The organism is Dysgonomonas sp. ZJ709 (assembly GCF_011039195.1).
Classification (GTDB): domain Bacteria; phylum Bacteroidota; class Bacteroidia; order Bacteroidales; family Dysgonomonadaceae; genus Dysgonomonas.
Genome location: NZ_JAAKEM010000005.1, coordinates 17,895 through 43,025, shown reverse-complemented (window position 1 = coordinate 43,025; position 25,131 = coordinate 17,895). Strand labels below are relative to the sequence as shown.

General features: G+C 38.9%; 29 protein-coding genes. 6 read left to right on the top strand and 23 right to left on the bottom strand.

The features are described from left to right. Positions 1-98 precede the first annotated feature (98 nt). From G7Y56_RS05395 to G7Y56_RS05370, 6 genes are all read left to right on the top strand, one after another. Positions 99-611, top strand: coding sequence for an RNA polymerase sigma factor (locus G7Y56_RS05395; RefSeq protein WP_165041722.1), 513 nt, complete (start codon positions 99-101; stop codon positions 609-611). Beyond that, on the top strand, positions 608-1,042 hold the full coding sequence (locus G7Y56_RS05390) for a hypothetical protein (protein ID WP_165041720.1): 435 nt from the start codon (positions 608-610) through the stop codon (positions 1,040-1,042). Before G7Y56_RS05395 ends, G7Y56_RS05390 begins: the two co-directional genes overlap by 4 nt. Before the next feature lie 12 nt (positions 1,043-1,054). After that, the gene (locus G7Y56_RS05385; RefSeq protein ID WP_165041718.1) at positions 1,055-1,540 is read left to right on the top strand and encodes a hypothetical protein; all 486 of its coding nucleotides are present in this window, start codon (positions 1,055-1,057) and stop codon (positions 1,538-1,540) included. A 59-nt stretch (positions 1,541-1,599) separates the two neighbouring features. Then, complete coding sequence (locus G7Y56_RS05380) at positions 1,600-2,442, top strand: hypothetical protein (protein ID WP_165041716.1); 843 nt, start codon at positions 1,600-1,602, stop codon at positions 2,440-2,442. 96 nt (positions 2,443-2,538) lie between these two features. Continuing rightward, positions 2,539-3,780 carry a metallophosphoesterase gene (locus G7Y56_RS05375; protein ID WP_165041714.1) on the top strand — a complete coding sequence of 414 codons (1,242 nt, stop codon included), beginning with the start codon at positions 2,539-2,541 and terminating at the stop codon, positions 3,778-3,780. 2 nt (positions 3,781-3,782) lie between these two features. After that, positions 3,783-4,382, top strand: coding sequence for a ribonuclease HII (locus G7Y56_RS05370; RefSeq protein WP_165022356.1), 600 nt, complete (start codon positions 3,783-3,785; stop codon positions 4,380-4,382). Positions 4,383-4,391: 9 nt separating this feature from the next. Here the strand turns inward: G7Y56_RS05370 and G7Y56_RS05365 are convergent, their stop codons facing one another. The 23 genes from G7Y56_RS05365 to G7Y56_RS05255 form a co-directional block, all read right to left on the bottom strand. Then, positions 4,392-4,796 carry a hypothetical protein gene (locus G7Y56_RS05365; protein ID WP_165022353.1) on the bottom strand — a complete coding sequence of 135 codons (405 nt, stop codon included), beginning with the start codon at positions 4,794-4,796 and terminating at the stop codon, positions 4,392-4,394. A 104-nt stretch (positions 4,797-4,900) separates the two neighbouring features. Next, the gene (locus G7Y56_RS05360) at positions 4,901-5,086 is read right to left on the bottom strand and encodes a hypothetical protein (protein ID WP_165041712.1); all 186 of its coding nucleotides are present in this window, start codon (positions 5,084-5,086) and stop codon (positions 4,901-4,903) included. Between the two features lie 861 nt (positions 5,087-5,947). Continuing rightward, positions 5,948-6,970, bottom strand: a complete 1,023-nt coding sequence (locus G7Y56_RS05355; protein ID WP_165041710.1) for a hypothetical protein — start codon at positions 6,968-6,970, stop codon at positions 5,948-5,950. Between the two features lie 3 nt (positions 6,971-6,973). Continuing rightward, positions 6,974-7,276, bottom strand: a complete 303-nt coding sequence (gene tssD / locus G7Y56_RS05350; protein WP_255498653.1) for a type VI secretion system tube protein TssD — start codon at positions 7,274-7,276, stop codon at positions 6,974-6,976. A gap of 34 nt (positions 7,277-7,310) precedes the next feature. Continuing rightward, a complete protein-coding gene (locus tag G7Y56_RS05345) occupies positions 7,311-7,805 on the bottom strand; it encodes a hypothetical protein (protein WP_165041708.1) in 495 nt (164 codons plus the stop codon). Further along, positions 7,792-8,598 (bottom strand): hypothetical protein, encoded by an 807-nt coding sequence (locus tag G7Y56_RS05340; RefSeq protein ID WP_165041706.1) that lies wholly within the window; start codon positions 8,596-8,598, stop codon positions 7,792-7,794. Before G7Y56_RS05340 ends, G7Y56_RS05345 begins: the two co-directional genes overlap by 14 nt. A 3-nt stretch (positions 8,599-8,601) precedes the next feature. Beyond that, entirely contained in the window at positions 8,602-9,042 is a 441-nt protein-coding gene (gene tssD / locus G7Y56_RS05335; RefSeq protein WP_165022338.1) for a type VI secretion system tube protein TssD, read from the bottom strand. A gap of 24 nt (positions 9,043-9,066) precedes the next feature. Further along, positions 9,067-9,492, bottom strand: a complete 426-nt coding sequence (gene tssD / locus G7Y56_RS05330; RefSeq protein WP_165041704.1) for a type VI secretion system tube protein TssD — start codon at positions 9,490-9,492, stop codon at positions 9,067-9,069. Positions 9,493-9,646: 154 nt separating this feature from the next. Continuing rightward, positions 9,647-10,222, bottom strand: coding sequence for a DUF4468 domain-containing protein (locus G7Y56_RS05325; protein ID WP_165041702.1), 576 nt, complete (start codon positions 10,220-10,222; stop codon positions 9,647-9,649). Positions 10,223-10,317: 95 nt separating this feature from the next. Then, positions 10,318-11,463 (bottom strand): hypothetical protein, encoded by a 1,146-nt coding sequence (locus G7Y56_RS05320; RefSeq protein WP_165041700.1) that lies wholly within the window; start codon positions 11,461-11,463, stop codon positions 10,318-10,320. A gap of 21 nt (positions 11,464-11,484) precedes the next feature. Continuing rightward, positions 11,485-12,462: a D-alanine--D-alanine ligase gene (locus G7Y56_RS05315; protein WP_165041698.1), complete on the bottom strand. Its 978-nt coding sequence runs from the start codon at positions 12,460-12,462 to the stop codon at positions 11,485-11,487. Between the two features lie 29 nt (positions 12,463-12,491). Next, positions 12,492-13,571: an RluA family pseudouridine synthase gene (locus G7Y56_RS05310; RefSeq protein ID WP_165041696.1), complete on the bottom strand. Its 1,080-nt coding sequence runs from the start codon at positions 13,569-13,571 to the stop codon at positions 12,492-12,494. Continuing rightward, on the bottom strand, positions 13,571-14,206 hold the full coding sequence (locus tag G7Y56_RS05305; protein ID WP_165041694.1) for a PASTA domain-containing protein: 636 nt from the start codon (positions 14,204-14,206) through the stop codon (positions 13,571-13,573). Before G7Y56_RS05305 ends, G7Y56_RS05310 begins: the two co-directional genes overlap by 1 nt. Positions 14,207-14,742: 536 nt before the next feature. Continuing rightward, on the bottom strand, positions 14,743-15,432 hold the full coding sequence (locus tag G7Y56_RS05300; protein ID WP_165041692.1) for a phosphatase PAP2 family protein: 690 nt from the start codon (positions 15,430-15,432) through the stop codon (positions 14,743-14,745). Between the two features lie 27 nt (positions 15,433-15,459). After that, positions 15,460-16,221, bottom strand: coding sequence for a tetratricopeptide repeat protein (locus tag G7Y56_RS05295; protein ID WP_165041690.1), 762 nt, complete (start codon positions 16,219-16,221; stop codon positions 15,460-15,462). A gap of 87 nt (positions 16,222-16,308) precedes the next feature. Next, the gene (locus G7Y56_RS05290) at positions 16,309-18,138 is read right to left on the bottom strand and encodes a BatD family protein (RefSeq protein WP_165041687.1); all 1,830 of its coding nucleotides are present in this window, start codon (positions 18,136-18,138) and stop codon (positions 16,309-16,311) included. Between the two features lie 233 nt (positions 18,139-18,371). Continuing rightward, positions 18,372-18,911 carry a BatD family protein gene (locus G7Y56_RS05285; protein ID WP_165041685.1) on the bottom strand — a complete coding sequence of 180 codons (540 nt, stop codon included), beginning with the start codon at positions 18,909-18,911 and terminating at the stop codon, positions 18,372-18,374. Then, positions 18,912-19,730 carry a tetratricopeptide repeat protein gene (locus tag G7Y56_RS05280; RefSeq protein WP_165041683.1) on the bottom strand — a complete coding sequence of 273 codons (819 nt, stop codon included), beginning with the start codon at positions 19,728-19,730 and terminating at the stop codon, positions 18,912-18,914. A gap of 14 nt (positions 19,731-19,744) precedes the next feature. Continuing rightward, positions 19,745-20,767, bottom strand: a complete 1,023-nt coding sequence (locus tag G7Y56_RS05275; protein ID WP_185153930.1) for a VWA domain-containing protein — start codon at positions 20,765-20,767, stop codon at positions 19,745-19,747. A 216-nt stretch (positions 20,768-20,983) separates the two neighbouring features. Continuing rightward, the gene (locus tag G7Y56_RS05270; protein ID WP_165022298.1) at positions 20,984-21,961 is read right to left on the bottom strand and encodes a VWA domain-containing protein; all 978 of its coding nucleotides are present in this window, start codon (positions 21,959-21,961) and stop codon (positions 20,984-20,986) included. 11 nt (positions 21,962-21,972) lie between these two features. Further along, positions 21,973-23,031, bottom strand: a complete 1,059-nt coding sequence (locus tag G7Y56_RS05265; RefSeq protein WP_255498649.1) for a hypothetical protein — start codon at positions 23,029-23,031, stop codon at positions 21,973-21,975. 66 nt (positions 23,032-23,097) lie between these two features. Then, positions 23,098-23,967, bottom strand: a complete 870-nt coding sequence (locus tag G7Y56_RS05260) for a DUF58 domain-containing protein (protein WP_165022295.1) — start codon at positions 23,965-23,967, stop codon at positions 23,098-23,100. A gap of 146 nt (positions 23,968-24,113) precedes the next feature. Next, positions 24,114-25,106, bottom strand: a complete 993-nt coding sequence (locus G7Y56_RS05255) for a MoxR family ATPase (RefSeq protein ID WP_165022292.1) — start codon at positions 25,104-25,106, stop codon at positions 24,114-24,116. Between the last annotated feature and the right edge of the window lie 25 nt (positions 25,107-25,131).

The window sequence follows — 25,131 nt, the reverse complement described above, 5'->3', positions numbered from 1 at the left end:
TATGTTTTTTGACCGAAAATATCCGAACTTAATTTAGATTAAAAAATACTTCAAATCCGATGTTACATTATTTCGGTTACTTCGTCATATAAGTAGATATGGAATTAGAGAGATTTAAAATAATGGTGATGCCGCTCCGCGAAAAGATGCATTTTTTTGCAAGGAGCATGCTCGCAAATGATATCGATGCGGAAGATGCCGTTCAGGAAACCTATCTCAGGTTGTGGAATGTCAGATTGCAGCTCGACGATCATCCTAATCCGCATGGATTTGCCATGCAGACTCTCAAAAATATCTGTATCGACAAATTGAGAGCTGACAGACCGAAATTGTCGTTAGATAATGTACAGATTGCCGAAGGAAGTATAAATCCTTATACCTACACAGAGCAAAGTGATACTGTAGAGATTATCCGGAAGATTATCGACTCTTTGCCTGAACTGCAACGCAGGATCATGTTGATGAGAGATATAGAAGGATATGAATTGAGCGAGATTGCAGATATAACAGGCTCGGAACCTACTGCTGTAAGAGTAAATCTATCGAGAGCGCGAAAAAGAGTTCGTGATATATACATAGACATGAATAAAATAAGACAACAAGGGATATGAAGGATATAGATAAAATAATAGAGAAATACTTTGATGGTGATACATCTCTTGCAGAAGAAAAAATGCTTCGCAATTATTTTCTGCAAGCTGATATCGAAGAAAGACATAGGGTATATGCCCCGATGTTTAATTTCTTTGCCGAAGAGCGAAAAGAAACAACGGAAACAAAACCGAAAAAAGCTAAAAAGAGATTCTCGTTGTATGCCTGGAGCAGCATTGCAGCATGTATATTGCTCTTAGCCGTCATGAGACTTGCATATATGACACCTGAAAATGTCAATGATCAATCGATGGTTTACATAGATGGAAAAAGAATATCGGATGTGCACATAATAAACAATCAGGCGCTGATTTCTATCGAAAATATCTCTGATGTGGATGAAGACGTTCTCAATTCGCAAATAGGAATACTCAATTCATTTACCGAATAAAATCAACAAGCGATGAAATATAAAATATTAATATTACTCTGTATGACACAAATGATCGCCCTCGGTGCATTTGCTCAAAATCATCTGAAGATAAAAACTGTCTTTGATGAATATGGCAAACAGGATGGATCGGTTTTGGTACAATTGTCGACAGACATACTTTCGCAGGGGAGTAAGATTACTCTTTACAAGAGCCTTATTATGGACGAAAGTGACAGGAAAAATCAACAAATACGGCAAGCCATAGAGGTCGATATCCAAAACGGAACTAAAATATCGGAATTGAAGAAAGACGGTAAAGTTGAATCGGGTATGTATTATTTGGGAATAAACAAGTCGTCGGGAACGAACGAATATATTCTCTACAAAAATAAGTCGAGAAAAATAACACTCGTATACCTGCAAGGCGATTTCCCGCCTCAACAGTTAGAATACGAATTGCAGAAGCTTAAAGATTTATTCATCTATGTGAATAACAAACGATTGAAACTGCAATAGATAATAATAAAGTGCATTCAGATTCTCAGTGTAAGTAAGAAATTAAACAATTAATAGATATGAAAAAGTTGATTATCCTCCCGTTCATATGCCTTGCGGTAATATCGCTGCGTGCAAATGATATTGTATGTGCTCAAGATACTGTTATAAGAACAGTTGTAACAGTTTCCGAAACAGACCCTGTAACAGGGGTCGTAACAGCCACTACCACCGAAACAGAAAAAATAATACCCATAAAAAACGAAGTCAGTAGCAATATAGCGTTCGACGGAGCTGATTACAACTTCATCTTCTCGTGGAAAAAGAAGAAGAAACTGAGCCCCCATTGGACTGGATTCGGTATGGGATTTATGAATTACAACAACAATGATATACCAAACGGCAGCTTACAATTGAGCCGTTCTCATAACTTCACCTTAAACTTATTCGATTATCACAGACAGATAAAAAATTCGAACTGGCTTTTTGTTAGCGGTATAGGTTTCGAATGGTCGCGCTACCATTTCCGCGACAATGCTGCCTTGACCCGTATAGACGGCGTTACCCGATTCGAACCGGCTCCCGAAGGTATAAACTACAATTCATCGAAACTCTTGGTGTACTATGTTACAATACCGTTATTGATGGAATATCAGACATCAGGCCTTCATGTATCGGGAGGGGTTGTCGGATTTATAAAATATTATTCCAAGTCGCAGGTGAACTTCTATACGGATAATGGAAGGGTTGTACAAAATATGGGGCGTGATCTTAATATCCGCCCTATCGATTTAAAGTTAAGATTACAGGCAGGTATTAATGGTATTCATGTTTACGGTTACTATTCTCCTTTATCGATGTTTAGCAAAGATAAAGGACCTGATTTGAGAACATATACCATCGGTGTTATGATAGGAATTTAAACAACAATATTAACTTTGTATCTTGACTATTTAATCAGTTGATCTTGGCTTTTATTCATATTGGGTAAAAGCTAAGATTTGCTTAATATATAACGTATGAGATACATAATATTCTATATTCTTCTCATCCTTTCGCTCGGATTATCGGCATCTCAACCTCTGAAAATCGGCGTAATATCAGACACACATTATCTTTCGGAGAGACTGATGGATGACGGCAATGCAATAAACAATTATATTGCATCCAGCGGAAAGAATATAAAAGCTGTTCCCCAAGTGTTAGATCAGGTTCTGGCTTATTATAATGAAAACAAACCGGATATATTGCTCGTAAGTGGTGATATGACTAAAGATGGCGAAAAACAGAGCCATCTCGATTTCAGAGCGAGACTGAAACCGTTGCAGGATAGAGGAACGAAGGTTTTTGTCATTCCCGGCAATCACGACATCAATATGCCCAATGCCGTAAGATTTGAAGGCGACAAGGCCGAGCCGGTAGATAATGTCTCCCCCCAAGAATTTGCAGATATTTATAAAGATTGTGGTTATGGAACGGCTTTGAAACGCGATACGGCATCACTAAGTTATGTCGCTCAACTGGATAACGGCACATGGCTTTTAGCTATCGATGTAGCCCGCTATAAAGAATACACCACCCGAAGCCTTTCGTCGGGCAAATTATCTCCCGAAACTGAAAAGTGGGTTATAGAGATTCTGGACGAAGCTAAAGAAAAGAATATACAAGTTCTGGGCATGATGCACTGGGGATTGGTCGAACACATCATGTATCAGTCTACATTTTTCAAAGACTATCTGGTAGACGACTGGCAGCGACTTGCCCCCTTGTTTGCAGATAAAGGAATGAAAGCGATCTTTACAGGTCATTTTCATGCCAATGATATTACGGCTTTTACTTCCGACAACGGAAATACGATTTACGATATCGAAACTGGAACGTTGTGCTCTTACCCCTTCTCTTATCGCTCCATCGATTACTCGCCAACGAGTATGAATATTTCAACATTTAATGTAATGTCGATCCCCCAAGATCCTTCTTTGGCCGTGAATAGCAAAATACGGATGGAGCAACTGTCTGAAAGATTGGCTACTCAAAAGATAAGCAACATGGGCTTTGGCTTGCCCGATACGGTTGTCAGCAGGATGGCAAAAGTTATGGGACAGGTATTTGTTCAACATGCTTATGGTGACGAAAAAATGACTGACGATATGAGAAAATGGATTCAGCAATTATCGCTTACACTCGATTCTCCGGTGGATATGAATGATATTGAACTGGATTTCTTCCCTGCCGATAACAATATAACAATTACTTTTTAATGATGCTAGAACTATCTCTATACCCCGATTTAATAGAAGCCGGATGTGACGAAGCAGGGCGCGGCTGCCTTGCCGGACCGGTATTTGCAGCGGCTGTTATATTACCTCCCGATTTTATATGTACTGATCTGAACGACTCCAAGCAGTTGACCGAAAAGAAGCGCTACGAATTGCGTCCTTATATAGAGGAAAAAGCTATTGCATGGGCAGTAGGCATAGTCGACCACAAAGAGATAGACGAGATTAATATCCTCAATGCTTCATTTCTGGCTATGCAACGTGCCGTAGCAGCATTAAAAGTGCGTCCCGAGCATCTGTTGATAGATGGCAACCGTTTCAAAAAATATGAAGATATTCCTCACACCTGTGTAGTTAAAGGCGATGGCAAGTTGCTACCTATTGCAGCGGCATCTATTTTGGCCAAGACGTACAGGGATGATTTCATGACTCAACTGGATGCTGACTATCCCAATTATGATTGGTGCAGCAACAAAGGTTATCCGACTAAAAAACATCGTCACGCAATAGAACTGCATGGTGTTACTCCTTATCATCGGTTAACATTCAATCTTACGGATAAGCAACTGAAATTGGAATTTTGAAGTCTCCTTTTACCAGTTTAAATACTCCTTAGCTCTGATAATATTAGATAGACAAATAGCCAAAGTGAAAGACACTATTAAATATAGAAAGTAGAGAATATTCAGTATATATTTTTCTTTATTGGAAATATCTTCAAACTCTTTAAATATAACTTTTATTCTTTTTTTCGATGCTAAATATCGGTATAATAGTGTGAATAATATAACGTACTCTATACCTAATAATATTTTATCATATAATGTTGATTTAAGATATGGATAACGCATTATAATATGAAAACTGTCTTTTACAATATAGACATTGGCTATAATGGGCATAGATAATAATACTATCAATGGCGTAGCATCATTTCTTCCATAAGAAGAACCGAACCTATATGCTCTATAAAATGCGTATCTAAGTAACTTTAGCATAAAACAATTTAATATTTAAGCCCTGCGTAAGGTCTGGTTCTGTTTCTCTCCATTTCATCTTTACCATAACCTTCCCACCCACCAAGGTAATTAGACTTCTTTTATTACCTATATAAACTCCAATCTATTTGGCTTAGCATATAAATAGTAAATCCAAAATTGCCCATTACTAATATAAGGAAAAGAATAACTAATACAGAACCAATTCTGTTTGTCTTTTGAGGAAGCTGATCGAATTCTTTTATAATTTTCTTCCATTTTTTATTTTTATAGAATAAAAAATAATTCATTATAGCTGTTATTGCAAAAAAGATGTAAATCTCAAAATTGCTATCCGATAAATGAGTATATCGATCTATAAATACTTGATAATAGATAAAAAAAGAAAATATAGTAAAAAATAATAAAATACTTATTGTTGACGCTGCCTTTACATCACTCCAAAATACGGGAAAACTCCATTTCTCAAATGATTTATAGAGTTTATAAAACAAATATTGATATGCTTTTAATATTTTCATTTTCTCTATCTAAGACGTCCATATGGGTGCGGAACACAATATCTTTCATAATCTTCAAATACCTGTCCCAGCCATTTGGATAGAAATTATCAATAATTGAATAACCAATAGAGCTACCAGCACCCATAAAAATTTATTCTTCATTCTTATAAATTCTTCTAATTTATATGGAAAGGTGGATGTAGTCCTCCTACATAAAATATCATTGATTTCACCCTTACCACTCTAAATACTCCTTAGCTCTGATAATATTAGATAGATAAATAACCAAAGTGAAAGACACTATTAAATATAGAAAGTAGAGAATATTCAATATATATTTTTCTTTATTGGAAATATCTTCAAACTCTTTAAATATAATTTTCATCCTTTTATTAGTAGCTAGATAGCAATGCATTGCACATATAATAGCAATGCATGTTAAAACAATAAATATTTTATAAAATAATGTTGTTTTAGGATATGGATAATGCATAACAATACAAATAATATTCTTTATTATTTCAATGTTCGCTATTATGGGGAAAGATAATAATACTATTAATGCCTCTGTATTTTTCCGACCCATTGAAAGCATTAATTTATATGCTCTGTAAAATGCATAACGAAATAATTTCAACATAATATCATTTAATATTTAGGTCCAGCATAGGGTCTGGTTCTGTTTCTCTCCATTTCATCTTTACCATAACCTTCCCATCCACCGGGATAATATTGATCTATGCCAAAATATCCAACACTAAGAGTCAAGGCGACCCAGCCACTCACTAATGCACCAATAACCACTCCTGCTACTGTTACTCCCGAATTTGCAGCAACCTTCGCTCCACTAATTTCATTATTATCGTATGCTACATAGTCTAAATATCCACCCGCAAAAAGACTAAAGTATCCTCCATATCTTAGAAATCGCCCAGTTTGAGCATAAGGCTGTGCATGTTTAGTTAATTTCGATAAGGTAGATATTTTTCTAACCAATCCTTTAGATGTTATATATTTCCCCTGTCCGGCTAGAGTTGTTATCTTTGCGACAGAAATACCGACTCCACCAATCATATTCAGTGATGGCAGCACACTAGACATAAGCATATTACGACCCTCTCCGGCTAAATACTCATCTCTTCTACTTTGCCAATCCCATTCCTGTTCTTTTATCTCCGACGCATATATCTTCCTCGAATCATATCCTGTGTGATAATCAAAATAATCGGCTAGTTCATCTGAATATTTGATATCTAAAGGCATTTCGTCAGCCATAGATATGCTACCTTCTTCAATTCTCTTTTTTATTTTATTGTAGCTCCATTCGTCCAGTTTGTTGGTCGATTGATCTGTATAATGTTTCTTAAAGAGTTCTTGTAACTTTTCTTCCGATTCTTTTTTCCGTGCTCCAAAATCAGGATCGAGAAAGGCTGGTAACACGATGGCTACTTTGGCACAATCGAGATACAAATCGGGCATTCCCCTTTTGGGTAATACCACGGGTAAGATATAAGCCCGCGTTTTGCCGGAACCTTTATTTCCCCACGGACCAATTGCCGTGCCTGCTCTCGATGTCCAATACACATAGCCGAGTCCATCTACCAAGACATCTTGAGTAGCTCCCAACTTACACCTGTGTTCGAATTCTGCTTGCGATATTCTTTCAGCCATATCTTAATCCCTCCATTTGTTATCGTGAGTGATACCGTTGAGTGAAACGGTTTCTGGTGCAATAACCATAGTAGTTTCAGTACCCGAATAAGCGTTTATCTTTCGTTTCAGATTAATGCAGTTTGCATTGGTAAATACGACTTCGAGTACTGTACCTGCTGTTTCTGTCCTGAAAAGGATTTTACCATCTTTTCGTTTACTCTCACGCTTCGCCCAATCATATAGGTTTTCATTTACAGACTGAGTCATGGAAAGGAATATTTGTCCGCCTGTTGTCTCATGTTGTGGTTGTCCTTTGTGATCCAGCTCTTGAGTAAATCGAATATTGAAATGCTCTATGTCAATTTTTATTTTGTTCGTGATTCTTTCTCAAGTAAGTTCTTGCTTTATCAGATATAAAATATCCTATTAACATACCTAACAACACGAAAAATGTGTAATATAAAACTTCATGTATTTCAACTTCAAATAAAGTTAGCATTAGGAGAAAAAAAAGATAAAAGAAAAATGAACTGTAAACTATAACATAGGAGTAATAATTTAATTTGTATAATATGCTCGTTTTTATTTTTCTCTGCTCTATTACCTTTTGATGCATCTCCATCTTTGCTGGAATTGCCATCTTTCTGAATTTTTCGGATTGGTTCTTTTTCTTCTTTTTATGGATTATAATTTCTAATACGATTATGGACATAAGTGCTATAGCAACCCCAATAGTACAGTAAATCTTAAATGAGTATGGGATATACTGATATAAAAATACTCTGATAATTAGAAATAAAGCGCCTAAATAATAAATTGTATTTAAAATTAATCTAAGTTTATTTTTTTCCATTTTCTAATGACTCTTTTAGCTTCTCTTTTTTTTCTTCGAGGCTTTTAATTTTGTTTTTATCAACGACTTCTTCTTCCGGATAGAATATACTTTTCAGAAGAAATGCACCTAAACCAATCCCCACAACGACCTTCACACCCAAAGGAATTTCATCGAAAGGTCTTTTGGGATCAAACCCACCGTCAGGAGGAGGATTTGATATATTATTATTTAGCATCGTTTTGTGTCCAATCCCTTGCAATCGTGCAAACTCTTCGGCTTCCCTTTCTCTTTTTTGTTGATTGTTCCAAGCTTCTCTGGATGTCCCTGTAGCTTGATTTAGAAATAAGTCTTTCCATGTGAAATATTCTTCTCGCCCAATGATGTAAGTTGCCATTCCCATTGCCAACATAAACATTTTTGTATCATGAGACCATCTTTGTAAATCTTGAGATGTTATTCTAGGTGCCTCATAGCCAGCTGTACCTCCAACAGGGAATATTGGTAGTGCAGGTGGCGGAAGCGGAATAACTGTTGCTGTTTGTACTTTACTATAATCACTCAGAATCTCATATTTACCTGTTTTTACATCTTTTTCGACAATAGGTGTAATTTCAGCAATATGTGTTTCAGAGTAATAAGTTAAGCCTTTGCGGTTATATACAGGGTTTATAATTAAAGATGTTGGAACTGATTTTTCATTTAAAGAAGTTCTCCAAGTGATAAAACCTAAATTTGCAATAACACCAGTAGGCCTACCGCCTGATTTAACAGATGTGAAAAATTGCTCTCTACTCATTATTGGTTCTGGCATACTTTACTCCCTCCATTTATTTTCATGAGTAATCCCATTCATTGATACCTTTTCAGGAGCTATAACTAAAGATGTCTTTGTCCCTGAAAAAGAATCAATTGATCGAGTAAGCCTTATACAATTTGCATTAGTAAAAACAACTTCGAGTACAGTACCCGCTGTTTCTGTTCGGAAAAGAACTTTGCCGTTTTTTCTCTTATTTTCTCTTTTTGCCCAATCGTATAAATTATAATCTGCTCCTTGTGTAATATTAATATGTATTATTCCACCTTTTGTTTCACTTTGTGGCTGTCCCTTATGATCCACAGGCTGACGAAAAGACACATTAAAATGCTCTATTTCATACTCTTTTCCGTCCAAAGAAAAAAATGCATTTACATGCGAATCTACAAACGGGAACATATTTTTTATTGCCGATACGGCTGCTGACGGATTAATTTTCATGCTTTGTAATATTTTGTGTTATTGTTATTTTACCCACTCGTTGTCGAAGTCTAACCCGTTATCAAGAAGCAGACTCTCTGCCTGTACCTCTATTTTTGTAGTCATATAAGACTCTCCTCGTTGAGTGTAGTCAACGTCTAAACTAATACAAGCGGCATTTTCGAACCAGATTTTCTCAACGGGTTCGTCATGGTCATTGAGCAATACGATGGCACCTTTCATATACTTGCATGAATTCAAAGCCCATTCTATAATGGGTTTAGGTGGGAGCATGGGTAGTGTTAAGGACAATGTCCCTCCAAACACTTGTGTAGAGGCTTTGCCTGTGTCATCTATTCCTTGCTGAAATGAGAATTCACAATTAGCCAATTCATAACCGCCATCAAGAAGAGAAAGAAGGTCTGTTCCTAAGACATCCCCTAGTTTTAAGTAACTTTTGTGTGTAAACATAAATAAGGTTTTAATAAAAATATTCGGTTAAGTTAATATTTTTATTAAAACCCCACAAATTACAAATAAAACAATTTAGTATGGAATGCTTTCGTGTAATAAAAATCAATACAATTGATCTAATAATAAATTCTCAAAAGCATAACACATGACATTAATATCCAAATTTACTTTCTAAATCCTGTGATAATTCATTAAGAAAATAGAATGTACTTTTTCTGGTATTTTGTTTAAATTCGAGATGACCGCCTATTTCTTCGAGTTGCTTATCAGTTATAAAGTCCTCGGCACGAATAAGCCTTGGGAAAGGCTGTTTGTCACTCTTTGTATTTTCGTAGAGATAAATTATATCCGTTACCTCAAGTACACATTTTCCTTGAAACAAGAATGCATTTATCCTGTATCTCATTATCATTTTCTCGCGTACCCCCTTCGTGTCGATAGGAAGCACTAACTCCACTCTCGATTTGGCAATAATCTCTCGATTCCTATTGTCGTATCTCACACTCGATCTGAAAGGATCTCTGTCATAATTGACCTTAGCCCATTCTCTCAGTATCTGATAGTTATCACTCTCGGATGTGCCTTCTTTAAGCTGTATTTCCTTTAGAAACACAACCTTTCCTTCGACTTCCGACACTTCCATGAATTTTTCGCCTTGCTTCACAACTTGAGCAAAGCCCATAGAGCAAAACATGAAGCATACAATAGTTAGTAAGTATCTATTCATTAGGTTGAGTTTTTTAAGGTCGCTGACCCTATGTTATTACAAATATAAGAAATATTTTACAAAACGCTCCGAATAGATTCCCTTTGTATGCTAGCTTATGCTCTTGCTATCAAGTGATTTTTAAGTATATTCGAATACATTTCGAGGAGTTTCGACCATAAATAATCTATATCCTTATTCTCTATATCGATCTTTTCTATTTGCTTGTGAAGATAGTTTTTAAACTTATCCACATCTTCGCTCGTATATTTATCAGCAAATCGTTGCTCGTTATGCAACAGATCGTGAGCGATATAATTGCCTGCAAATATCTCGTAATTTCTATGTATTTCCTTATCGATTATATTAGCTATGATTTCGACCTGCACACGTTTATCAGGCTCGGTAATCTTATCTATTTCGGCATTGATACATGTACCAAACCGGAATATAACATTTCCTTTCTGACCTAAGATTCCCATTTCCATATTCAAAAGATCGTCACGCTGACTTTTCTTAAATTCGGGATTATCTCTTTTCAGTTGAAACTCTTTCGCCTTCAAATAATCGCAAGGATCATATTCGTAAGATATAGCTATCGGTATAATGTTAAGTTCTCTTATGCTATCGATAAACGGTGTTTTTTCGGGACTCAATGCCAACATTTTCAGCAAGCTGATCTGTGTTCTGTCGTTCGAGTCTTTTGCACGTCCTTCACGTTGTGCCAACCATACCGATTCACCTTTGGTAGTGATACAGTAGTGAATATAATCAGACATGTGTTTAGAAGCCGTCAACTGTTCGCGAACACCCAAACCACGTCTTACAATAAAACTTTTATTGAGACGAACCAGCTTTTCTATCCATGAATGGATCAGCAGATTATCGCCAATAGCTATCTCGGTAGTATCTAAATTCTGTTCGCATCGAAGTATATTCAGAAACCCTGCATCGAGAACTATATCACGGTGATTGGATATAAACAAATGTTCTACACTTCCATCTATATTGTCCCAGCATTCGCCTTTAAGCAAAGTTGTAGATTTACGAGCCAACATCCATACAGTATTGTATATCATGTCGAACTGAAAATCGTGTTTCGTATTGTAGCTCGACATGGCAGCAGAGAAGCCCTCCCAGTCAATATCGGGCATAATGTATCTTACGGCATGCTGGAAGCCGGGATCTACTAATATATCCTGTATTGCTTGTCTAACCTCATCATCCGACAGAGGCGCTATGTCATCAAACTCTTTATTCATGGTATATTATTAACTAAAGTGTCAATTAAATTCGTTTTCTATTATTTCTGTTAAGACATCCGTAATATTTAAACCTGCAGCAGCTACCTGCTGTGGTATAAAACTTGTGGCTGTCATACCTGGAGTCGTGTTAACTTCCAGTAGGTATGGTATATTGTCTGATATTATATAATCGGTTCTGGCAATGCCCTTTGCTCCCACCAGATCGTATACTTTGAGTGTCAATGCCTGAATCAGATTTGTCATTTCATCCGAAATGCGGGCAGGAGTAATCTCTTCAACTTGCCCCTCGTATTTGGCATCATAATCAAAAAACTCGTTTGTTGTCACTACCTCCGTAATGGGAAAAACAACTTCTTTGTCTTTTACTTTATAACAACCGCAGGTCACTTCTGTTCCCTTTATAAAGCTCTCGATAATCACTTCATTAGCTTCTTTGAATGCAATGTCGATAGCATTTTTCAATTCTTCCTTAACCTTTACTTTCGTAGTTGCAAAGCTCGATCCGCCGATACTTGGCTTCACAAACACAGGCAAACCCAATCGGGCAACGATAGCTTCTGTATCATAACTTTGTCTTTCGCTTAAATGAACCGAATCGGCAACCACTAGTCCAAAGTTTTTAAGATAATTGTTGCAGATATATTTATTGAAAGTAAGTGCCGAAGCCATCATTCCAGCAGATGAATAAGGTATTTGCAGCATATCGAAATATCCCTGTAAACGACCATCCTCCCCCGGAGTGCCATGTATTGTTATATAAGCAAAGTCGAAAGGTACTTTTTTATTCTGTCTTTTGTCTACAAAACTAAAATCATTTTTATCTACAAGGCTTTTTTCACCATCTATATCAACAGTCCAGCCCTTGCGTGTTATCTCAACTTTGTAAACATTGTATTTTTCTTTATCTAAGAAAGAATAGATGCCGACCATGCTTTTTGCCGACACGATTGCTTCTGAGGAATAGCCCCCCCACACTATAGCAACGTTCTTTTTCATATAACTTACTGACTATATTTTAGTTTTTATTAGATATCACGACTCGATATGTATCCGCGCCACTTTTCGAGCAACTGTTGCATATCGGCAGGAACAGGTGCTTCGAACATAAGTTCTTCGCCGGTAGTCGGCTGCACAAAGCCCAGTGTTTGTGCATGCAGTGCCTGACGTGGGCACAGAGTGAAGCAATTTTGTACAAACTGCTTGTATTTAGAGAAATTAGTTCCTTTCAACACTTCATTTCCACCATAGCGGGCATCATTGAAGAGTGTATGACCAATGTGCTTCATATGCACACGTATCTGATGAGTACGCCCTGTTTCCAATCGGCACTGGACAAGGGTTACATAGCCCAATCGCTCCAATACTTTGTAGTGAGTAACGGCAGGTTTGCCATGCTCTCCATCTTCGAAAACAGTCATTTGCAGGCGGTCTTTAGGATGACGGCCGATGTTTCCTTCTATACGTCCCTCATCTTCAATTACATTTCCCCACACAAGTGCAAGGTATTGTCTTTTAGTTGTCTTATTGAAAAATTGAGCCGACAGATTAGCCTTTGCATTCGGATTCTTAGCAGCAACTATAAGCCCCGATGTATCTTTGTCTATACGATGCACAACGCCCAGACGAGGGTCTTTAGCATCATATTCGGGTGTATCTTTCAAACGCCACGCGATAGCATTTACCATAGTTCCCTGATAATTGCCAAAGCCGGGATGCACAACTAAACCCGGAGGTTTATTGATCACCATTACATCTTTATCTTCGTATACTACATCTAGTGGAATATCTTCGGGCAGAATCTCCAGCACACGAGGTGGGCGATCCATAACCAACGAAATGATATCGTTTGGTTTTATTTTGTAGTTCGATTTTACAGGCACGTCGTTTACCAATATACAATTGGCTTCGGCGGCTTGTTGTATTCTGTTACGAGAAACATTTACAATATGCATAGATAAATATTTATCCACACGCATCGCACCCTGCCCTTTATCGGCTACAAACCGATAATGTTCATGCATTTCGGGACTTTGTTCTTCAGCTAGTTCCTCGATAAGATCTTCTTCCAAAAAATCTTCTATTTCATCAAATGAATCTTCTATCATTACTTAAAAAAAGATTTTTCTATAGTGTTGTTGTTAGTCGCAGGATTTTCCTGTTCTAAGCTATCGACGCCTGTGTCTTCACCGCCACCTCCTACTGCCATTCTGAGTGTAGAGCCTTTAGGTATTTTCTGTCCGGCTGTCAGTTGTTGCCCTTTATACGAAAGGGACATAACCAGACCGACATAGGCTGATGGTACATGGTCGATAATAATATTGTTAAAACCAAGCGAATTTAATTGCGCTTCGGCCTGACGTTGCGAGTAGTCTCTAAGTTCGGGTATTGCCACCATCTGTACAGATTTGGCTTGTACGATAAGGAAAACCGTACGCCCTCTTTTTACGTTTGCCATCTCTTTTGGCACCTGATCTATAATAGCACCCGGTACACCTCCTGCCAAAAAGACCGAATCGATTATCTCATATTTCAGATCCGAAGCCCGCAATATGCTTGCAGCTTCGTCTACTTGCAGTCCTTTGATTGTCGGCACAGCTATTGTCTCGTTGTGTTTGGTATAATAACTAAGTGCTACAAGAATTATGGTTATCAATACAACCAATACAAGAGCCATCAGAAGTAGATTCTTAACGTAAACGTTTGATAGAATTTTAAATAGAATGCTTTTTTTCTTTTCCATGCGCTTTATTCAATACGAATATAAATGCAAAAATATTAAAAAAAGCGTTCAACTCCCTTATTTATCCTACATATTTAAGTTATTATATGATAAAGGGATTAATAGCAGAGGAATAGCAATATTTTCTTACCGAAAGGTCAAAAATAAGTAACTGCCAGATAAATATAGGTAATGTTAATCAGTCATTATATTTATTTTGTTCTTTTTTCAACTAACGCGCCTACAGGCTTGTTTTTCATTTTGCCTTGATGCAAAACGAGACAGACGCTAGACGTGCGTCAGCATCTGCGCCTAGGTTGTGCAGCCGTTATGCGAACGGTGAAATTGCCGTTAAAAACCAAATGTCGACCAAAGGGAGAGTGTATTTGGTTTAGACAATAAGCCGATTCGCATAGGCGAGCAACCAGCGCTAGCCTTTTGGTTCGTTTTGGGCAATGTCAAAATGAACAGAGATAAAGTTGAAAGAAAAAAAACAAAATAAATATAACGATTGATTTGCATAAGTAGCTAAAGAAACTAATCAGCACATCACCTCATTAACCATTAGCAAAAACGCTATAAACAGATATATATACAACTGTAAGGAAAATAGTAGCCATGAGAATTCTGGCTCTATTGTGGGAAAGAACGGGAACACAAAGTTCTTCTTTAGGCACTTTAAGAATATAATGGCGTGCCGACAAATAGATGAAGTGGCAAAAGAAACCCGCCAAAACACCAAGTACAATTCCGCCAAGTATATCGGTTATAAAATGAACACCGAGATAAATACGTGAGTAACAGGTTATAGATGCCCACACAATAGCAAAGATTGTATAAGGGCGGTATTTAAACAGTAGAGATGTAAAGGCAACTATGCCAAAACCATTGGCAGCATGCGATGAAACAAAGCCCAAACGCCCTCCACGATAGCCACGGACGACACTTACCAAATCTTTAAAGTCGGGATGATGTGTAGGTCGGTAACGCTCGAAAAAAGGTTTGATAAAGCTTGAAGATATCTGATCACACAATACACCAACCAATGCACCGCACAGAATGAGAACCAGTGCCTCTTTCCATTTTATTTTATATATATATACTATGAGAACAACGATTACAAGAGGTAGCCAAACAATTTTGCCACTGTAAAGTTCCATGAAATTGTCCCAGTACGGGGAATGATGTTCGTTCAACCACAAAAAGTAGTTTCTCTCTATTGGCAGTAGCTTCTCGACTAAGCTCATCCGTTTTTCATAATATTAGTTATCGTTCTAAATTATTTCTATTTTCTCGCGCTGAATCCAGCCGATACTACCGTTGTCTATTTCTATTTCGAGCCAGCTACGGTCTTCTTTTGTTATCGTCACCTTTGTTCCTGCATGCAGGATAAACAGTTCTTTACTGTTCATATCGGGCGAACTGACTACCGAAGCCGAGCCTGCCATAATGATAGCTGTGTCGCGGTTTTCTATCCGTCGTTTCTGATTGAACGAGAATATGTTGGCAAATATAGTAAATAGAATTAAAATTATACCTGCATAAAATGCTCCTTTCTTCACTACAATAAGTTTGGTAAAGAAAAACAGAGCTAAACATAGAATAAAAAGCACAAAAGATACAACGCCAAATGTAGCCCAGCGATTAGAACTAAGCAGATTCTGAACGGCTGTAAACCACGTGCTGAGAAAGAATGTGTCAGCCACTAATATTTTATCCTCTATTTTGGTAGAAACATAATCTATATTGTGGCGAATATCTCTGTCGCCCGGATCGAGCAACAATGCTTTTTCGTAGTACAACCGTGCTTTAGCTACTTCGTTGATTCGGAAATAAGCATTGCCAAGATTATAGTAAAGGTCTGCCGATTCGCGTCCCTGTTCTTTTTCTGTCAACATCTCTTTCTCAAGAAGTTCTATTGTTTGGCGGTAGTCGCCGTTATCATAGGTTTCCCGTGCCTGCTCGGCTACCGATTGGGCATTTACTGCCCAAGATATAGCAAACAGAAGTAAAAATGATAATATGATTCGTTTCATAGACTTGTATGAATAATTGTAATTAAATATAAATTGAGCCTCCCCAACCCCTCCAACAGAGGGGCTCGTGCCTCCCCTTAGGGGAGGTTAGGAGGGGCGTTTCGTACTTTCCATCTTACCGATAGCATCTACTGTTTCGGCATAGAGATTGTCCATTGCCTTATCTGATTCTGCCGGAGCATAACGAGCAAATTCGCAGGTATCGAGTATCGATATATATTGGCTCACCAGATTTTCGTCTGCTCCATATCTCAACAACTCAAATTCGATATTCTCACGGCTAAGATCAGCCACAGGAATTGTCAGTTTATCACTCAGATATCCCCACACGGCACGCAGTACTTCTTCGTAAAAGCCATCTTTATTGTGAGTAGCAAGATATTTCTTAGCCAGCTTGAGACGCTTGGTCGCCACCTTATTTGCTTTCTTGGTACGCATCATCGCTATATCCGAATTCGCTTTTATTTGCTTACGGTATACGATAAGGAATGTGGAGAACAACACTACCGGAATTATGTACCACAACAGATAAGCTACCGTATCGACAGTAAAGTCGTTAGGGTTGGAAAAAGACATATCGCCTGTTTTCAGATAACGGATATCTTGTTCTACTTCCACTTCACGTTGGTTCATATAACTCGTTGCCGAGTTGTTCTTTCCGGCATTGGGGTCTTTCTCTACTTCGAGATCATAAGCAGGAGATGAAAGAGTTTTATACGATTTACTATCGGTATCGTAATACGAAAATTCGATAGGCGGAATAGTAAATTTACCCGGATAACGTGGAATAAAGAGGTATTCTATCGATTTGGTTCCCGACAGGCCTTTCTCTGTTATTTTGAAATCGTTATTTATCTTAGGATCGTAAGTCTCGAAATCTTTAGGGAAAACGACATCAGGTGTTTTTATCAGTTTCAGGTTACCTGTACCTACTATATCCAGTTTGATGGTTACAGCATCATTCGCTTTTATTTTTTGAGCCGAGATAGTTGGTTTCAGCGTGAAAGTTCCTAAGCCACCCGAGAAGTTGGCTGGCTTACCCGCCGGTAGTGGAGATACATCGACAGTCACAGGTGTTGTTTTCAGCACCTTACGACTCTCGGTCATTACATCCTGAGGGCCAAAGAATGTATCGACACGCTGTCCCGAACTTACTTCGAATACAATCTCCATTGCTCCCGAAGGAATGGTTATCTTACCCGAACGTTGCGGAAACAACAGTGTTTTTTTCACATCGATAGTCATATAGTTACGTCCGTTGTAATGCTCCATTATCAATTGACGATTGGCAGGAAGATCGAACTCTTCCGTCATAAAACCTTCAAACTCGGGAAACTCGATCTTACCTACATTTCTGATGCGCAGCGTAGTGTAAAACTTGAAAGTAACCATTACAGCTTCCTGTTCGTTTACCTTGGTTTTGGAGAAAATAGCACGAACAAAAGCATCTTTGGGATTAACTTCTCCTACCGACGATGATGTGATTGCCTGCGGCTGCTGGCCGGGTTGTGTAGGTTGGGCATTTTTGTCGACAGGCAGTACTCTTATTTGTTTCGTATTCGACGTATAGTTACTGCCACCCATCTTGATAGATGCGGCAGGAAGCGTAAACGTTCCTTCCTCTTTTGCCATTACCACATAGGTATAGGTAACATTGCTTTCGGATGTTACTTTACCGTTGATATTGGACGAGCTATACACCTGCGATATGGATGGACCGAACAAGACATCGAAACCTTTAATATTTTCGGGAACATCTATGTCTTTACCCGAACCGCCTTTAAGTATATATTGCAACTGGAACTGTGCTCCCTTTACTACCGAAGCAGGAGCATTGATAACAAAACTCACATCCTGTGCGTGTATCTTGGTTATGCCTATGAGCAGTAATATTAATAAAAACCAATATTTCCTCATCGTTTAAATTTCACTTTTTAAAGGCTTTAGACCTTTTATTTCTTAAGTTAATAATATAATCATCAATATTTATTCAAAACTGAATAAATTTACTCTCGCTGTCATGCTGAACGGTAGTAAAGCATCTCACAATCGAGATCTTTAGTTCTTCCGGACGACAATATAATACGAAAAACAAAAAGCATAGACCACTTCGTTGTATTAAATCAGCAAGACGCGCAAAGTTAATAATTTTATAGTGCTATCATATCATGTACATTTATGATTACAGGATCGATAGTCAATGTTTCCAGTTTTCGCTCTGATTCGTCGTATATTTCACCCCATGCATTGCGCATCTTACGGCCTGTAGGGATTGCGTACTCAAGTGTTATTTCCCCTTCGGGAATAGTTTTTTCTCCTATCGACCGAGGTTGCAATACTAATGTGCGAAGATCTATCACCCTATATTTAATGTTGTTTATCTTTTCTTCTTCCACTTTCTGACGCGACGGAGTCATATTCGCAGTATAAAAATCGCGTATATATGGAAAATCTACCTCAACTACTCTATTTATATCCACGGTGGTATATAAACGGTAAGTAATGGTCAATGTATCTGAAAGATGAACACTTGATTTAGATACTACCGTTTTTATAAATGCATCGATCTCTACAGCAGACTTTTTTTGCTGCTTTCTCTCTTGCTTTTGCTGAGCAAAACTCAATGCAAAACACTGTAAGAGTAAAATTGCAAGAAAGCACGATCTCCGTATATCTCCTGTATGCACCATTTACCAGTCTTTATTCTGTCTTCTGTTATTTTCGTTTTGCTTCTTACGGTCTTGAGCTTTCGTTTGTTTCACGCGCTCTTGAGTTTCTTTCTCATCTTGTTCTATCGCTTGCAATATCTGCTGAATATTATCCTGCGACATTTGATTTTCTTTTTGTTCCTGATCTTTATTCTGGTCAGGCTTTTGGTCTTTATTTTGATCCTTATTCTGATCTTGGTTCTGATCCTTATTTTGGTCTTTATCTTTGTCCTTATCCTGATCTTTATTTTGCTGTTGATCGTCTTTGCCGCCACCGCCGCCTTCTTCTTCCTTATCTTTGATCATTTTCTGAACCACAGCAAGGTTATAGCGGGTTTCCTCATCTTTGGGATTGAGGCGAAGTGCATTTTTGTAGGCTTCCATCGACAGCTTAAGATTATCGGGTCCTTGTTTTTGCTGCGCTCCCGGCATCTGACCCGGCATAACAGGCTGCTGACCTTCTTTCTCGTTCGCTTTTTTCTTAAGATACGTATTACCGACATTGCTCCACGCAGAACTCATTTTGGTAGGATCTTCGTTTTCGAGTGTCAGATAATGCTGATATTCGGTAAGGGCATCATCCCATTTTTGCTGTTTGTAATACGAGTTAGCCAAGTTGAAAGATGCTTCTTTCGAACTAGGATTTACTTTTATTGCCTTATCGTATTCAGCTTCGGCCGTACCGTAAAGCTGATCTTTATAAGCCTTGTTTCCTGCACGTACAGCTTTTCGCTCTTCTTTTTGGGCAAAGAGAGTAACTGTAAGGGATATAAATAATAGTATAAATATACTTCGTTTCATAATCATCTGCTATCTTACTTAAAGAGTCTGATATTTCTAAACAATCTGTTTTTCTTATCGAATACACATATTTCTAACAATAAGAGAATAAACATTCCCCATGCAAATATCTGGAATTTTTCGTCATACTCCGAGTATGCTACTCCGTCTATATCTTTTTTCTGTAATTTTTCCAATTCGGCCTGAAGGCTTTTCAGTGCGTTGTTCGAGTTGTCGGCATGCACATAAAGTCCTTTACCGGCTTTAGCTATGCTCTTACACATTTCTTCGTTTAGTCTGGTCATCACAACCTGTCCCGTGTTATCACGTTTCTGATTGCTCGACCCTTCTGCCACAGGAATAGGGGCACCTTCGAGTGAGCCGATACCCACCACATTTACATGAACTCCTGCATCAGCAGCTCTGGCAGCAGCCTCTTCGGCATTGCCTTCGTGGCTTTCACCGTCGGTAATCAATACGATTGCTTTATCTATATCCTGCTCGTTAGAGAAGCAGCTCATACTTATATCTATGGCGCTACCGATCACAGTTCCCTGTACGGGCACAATGCTCGGGTCGATAGTTTCGAGGAATATTTTGGCAGATTGGTTATCGGCAGTCATCGGCAACTGAATAAATGCTTCTCCTGCAAATACAACTATGGCTACCTTATCGTCCTTCCGTTCGTCTATGATACGTGTAAGGATCTGCTTCGCTTTGGCTAAACGATTGGGTTTGATATCCTCAGCCATCATCGAATTAGATACGTCGATAGCGATAACGAGTTCGATACCTTTTTTGTCAACTTTCTCTACTTTTGTTCCGAACTGCGGACGTGCCAGAATTACTATTCCGAAACCGATAGCAACCAGCACCAGCCAGAATTTAAGGTACGAACGTTTGAGCGACAGCTCGGGCATCATACGCTTTACCAGCCTCAGATCGCCAATCTTCTGTACATCTTTACGCTTCATTATATTCAGTAATATGAAGCCTATAATGAATACAGGTATCAGGATAAATAAATATAGAAATTCGGGGTTTGCAAACTTAAACATGTGCATATTTTATATCTATTGGCCCCTCCCAGCCTCCCCCAAGGGGAGGAATCAGAGAGAGTTTTTGTTAAGCCCCTCCTAGCCTCCCCCAAGGGGAGGGATCAGAGAGAGTATCTGTTTTATATTTATAATTATTCATCATCTATTTACTGTTCTATACCATTTCGTGGCTTCGCTAATTCCTCCCCTTGGGGGAGGCTAGGAGGGGCTCGAGCTTTATGGTATACTTCTCAACAATGTACGGCGAAGAATCAACTCGAATCCTACCAAGCATAAAGCCAGCAGAGCAAACGGTATATACAATTCTTTTCGCTTAGTCACAGTATTCACACTTATATGATATTTCTCCATACTATCGATCTGATCGTATATTGCTTTCAGACTGGTATTGTCGGTAGCACGATAATATTCTCCACCTGTGATGGAAGCTATTTCGGTCAACACACGCTCGTCGATATCAGCATCTATACGGTATTGCTGTCCGGTACGGGGATCGGTAACCATCGACGAACCACGCGAGCCTATACCGATAGTATATACACGTATGCCGTACGATGCTGCAAGATCGGCTGCCGTCATGGGTGCTATCTGTCCTGCATTGTTAGATCCATCGGTAAGAAGTATTACGACACGCGATTTAGACTTACTGTCTTTCAATCGGTTTACCGCATTGGCCAGACCAAGACCGATAGCTGTTCCGTCTTCTATCATTCCATACTTTACCTCGTTGAGCAGATTCAATAATATGCGGTGATCAGTCGTTAAGGGGCATTGAGTGAAACTCTCGCCTGCAAAGACAACCAATCCTATCTTATCATTCTTACGGTCGTTAATAAATTCGGCCGCTACTTTCTTTGCTGCTTCGAGACGATTGGGCGAAAAATCTTGTGCCATCATCGTTCCCGATACGTCGAGCGCCATCACAATATCGATACCTTCCGAATTGGATATATCGGAAGAGTTGACGCTTTGAGGGCGTGCCAACACAATCACTATCAGCCCAAGAGCTATTACCCGCAACAAAAACGGGAAATGGCGCAGATATACTCTGACTGTCGGCTTTATGTTTTTGAGAGGCAAGGTCGACGACATTTTGAATGTTGCCTGTACTTTTCTCAATTTGACAATATACCATACAATTAGCGGTATAAGCAGAAAGAGTAACAGTAAATATTTAGGGTTTGCAAATTCCATTTCTTTTTCTTTTAGCTATTTGGTGTATTGTTGTTATCGACAGGCAAAGTCGGCGCTACGGCTGCATCACCTTTTGCGGGTTGCTGACCGACAGGTGTCACTTCTTCTATCTTAGTCTGATTAACAAACAGATAAGCATTTACCAAACTCAAATCATTTTCGTCGGGTAGCGGATTATATTTAGCGAACTTCACAAGGTCGGCAAGTCTTAGAATCTGGCTTAAGCTATTTTCGGGTGAACTTGCATCTGTCGATCTGTGCACTGCTTCTATAATATCTTCGGTTATCATCTCAGGTGCATTGATACCAAATCGCTGATCGATGTAGAGACGTACAATATCCGTAAGTTCGGTATAGTATTCTTTCTCCATACCTTTCTGACTTAGCTTTTTCGCCTTCAACTTATCGAGACCCTGCAATGCTACCACATGGGGCGGAAGCACCACTTTAGGTGTGAAGAAGTATCCTTTTTTCTTTTTCCTTGTAAAGAAATAAATCGCCAATCCTATTGCGCCTATTGCAATCAATATAAGAAACGGAATAAGGAAATCGGACAAATAGTCTTGCCAAACAAATTTAGGGCTTTGTACATCTTTGATATCCGATATCTGAAGTTTAACAAAGTCTATCGAATCTGTTTCGTGGTTTTTCAGCATCTCCAGATATGCCATCGTAGAATCTGATAGCTGGGGAGAGGTCACCTTCAATCCGAAGTCGTTTGAGCGAATTGTATCCACACCGTCTATAACTTCCATATAGGGAACGTGATAGAGCGTAGAGTCGAACGATGTAATGATGTACTTCTGGCTGAGAGTCATCACCTCGGTCAGGGTAGTATCGACCTTTTCCATCTTCAACACCTCGATACCTTTGATCAGTGTATCGGCATAAACAGGGAATATAATATTACGCCCTTTAGGTGAGATTACCTCTAAATTAATAACTGCCTGATCGCCTATCAAGATATCTGACGGCTCGACGGTCACCCTGACGGTCGACTTCTGTGCGGAAACAGAAATGCTCAGAAAACATAGTACACCAAACAGTATGTAATTCTTTATTTTCAACATAATCTAATTAGTAAATTAGTAGATTGGTAAATTAGCAAATCGGCAAATTTTCTCATTTGCTAATTATCAACTTCTCTTTTTAAATAGTGCCAGCATCGCTTTCACATAATCTTCGTCGGTACGTACCGATACACTATCGACACGACTGCGGTTGAATATATTCTGCATCGAATCTTGTCGTTTCATCCACCAGTCTTTATACGTCTGTCTTACTTTTTTCGACGAGGTATCTATCCATTCTTCGGCACCGGTTTCGGCATCGAGCACTTTCATCAGCCCTACATTCGGCAATTCCGATTCGAAATGATCGTATACCTGCAATGCTACTATATCGTGTTTACGGTTGGCGATGGTAAGTGCATTATCATAGTTTCCGTTATCGACAAAGTCGGAGATCATAAAGGTCGTACAACGTTTCTTAATGACATTGGTCAGATATTTCAATGCCATATTCAGATCGGTCTTTGTACTCCGTGCCTCGAAATTGATCAGCTCGCGGATGATATACAAAATGTGTTTCTTACCTTTTTTGGGCGGAATAAATTTCTCTATCATATCCGAAAAGAAGATCACACCTATCTTATCGTTATTTTGAATAGCCGAAAATGCCAGCGTCGCAGCCATTTCGGTTACTATATCGCGTTTGATAGTATTGCGTGTACCGAAATCCTGACTAGCCGACACATCGACCAAAAGCATAACGGTCAGTTCCCGTTCTTCTTCAAACACCTTTATATAAGGGCGATTGTAGCGAGCGGTTACATTCCAGTCGATATCGCGAATATCGTCTCCGTACTGGTATTCGCGTACCTCGGAGAAAGCCATCCCCCTACCCTTGAAGGCTGAGTGATACTGTCCTGCAAATATATTTGCCGACAATCCACGGGTCTTTATTTCTATACGGCGTACTTTCTTTAATAGTTCGCTTGTTTCCATTCTTTAAATCAGTTAGAGCCTCCCCAACCCCTCCCAAGGAGGGGCTTTGCTAGCGCAAAATAATTACTTCGTCTATATCAATTCATCTATATTAACATTACATCCTCTCTGCATCCCTCCCCTTGGGGGAGGTCAGGAGGGGCTAATCAAGGTACTTCTATCTTATTCAATATTTCGCTGATGATCTCGTCCGAAGTAGTATTATTCGCTTCAGCTTCGTAAGTAAGACCGATACGGTGACGCATTACATCGTGACATACTGCACGTATATCTTCAGGGATAACATATCCGCGACCTTTGATGAACGCATACGCACGCGATGCCAATGCCAAACTGATAGATGCACGTGGCGATGCTCCGAATCCGATCATACCTTTCAACGATGTTAATCCGTTATCTTCAGGGAAACGTGTTGCAAATACGATATCTACAATATATTTTTCGATTTTCTCATCTAAGTAAACATCATGCACTACTTTACGAGCTTCGATAATTTCGTCGGCAGTCATTACCGGTCTTAGTGTTTCGTAAGCACCCATCAGATTTTGACGAAGAATTAATTGCTCTTCGGCTTTCTTCGGGTAATTAATTACAACCTTCAACATAAAACGGTCTACCTGTGCTTCGGGCAACGGATATGTACCTTCTTGTTCGATAGGATTCTGGGTTGCCATTACAAGGAATGGAGCAGGAAGTTTGTATGTTTTTTCGCCAATAGTAACCTGACGCTCTTGCATGGCTTCGAGCAAGGCACTTTGTACCTTTGCCGGAGCACGGTTTATTTCATCCGCCAATACGAAGTTAGAGAACACAGGACCGTGTTTTACAATGAACTCCTCGTTCTTCTGGCTGTAAATCATTGTTCCCACCACATCGGCTGGTAACAAGTCGGGAGTAAACTGTATACGGCTGTATTTTGCATCGATAAGTGATGCCAGGCTTTTTATAGCCAATGTCTTCGCCAATCCGGGCACCCCTTCGAGAAGGATATGTCCGTCGGCTAATAGTCCTATCAATAGAGATTCTACAAGGTGTTTCTGACCTACAATCACCTTATCCATACCCATTGTGAGGGCTCCAACGAAAGTGCTTTTACTTTGTATTCTCTCAGTCAATTCGCGAATATCAACTTGCGCCATACTATTTGTTCTATTTAGTTATTAT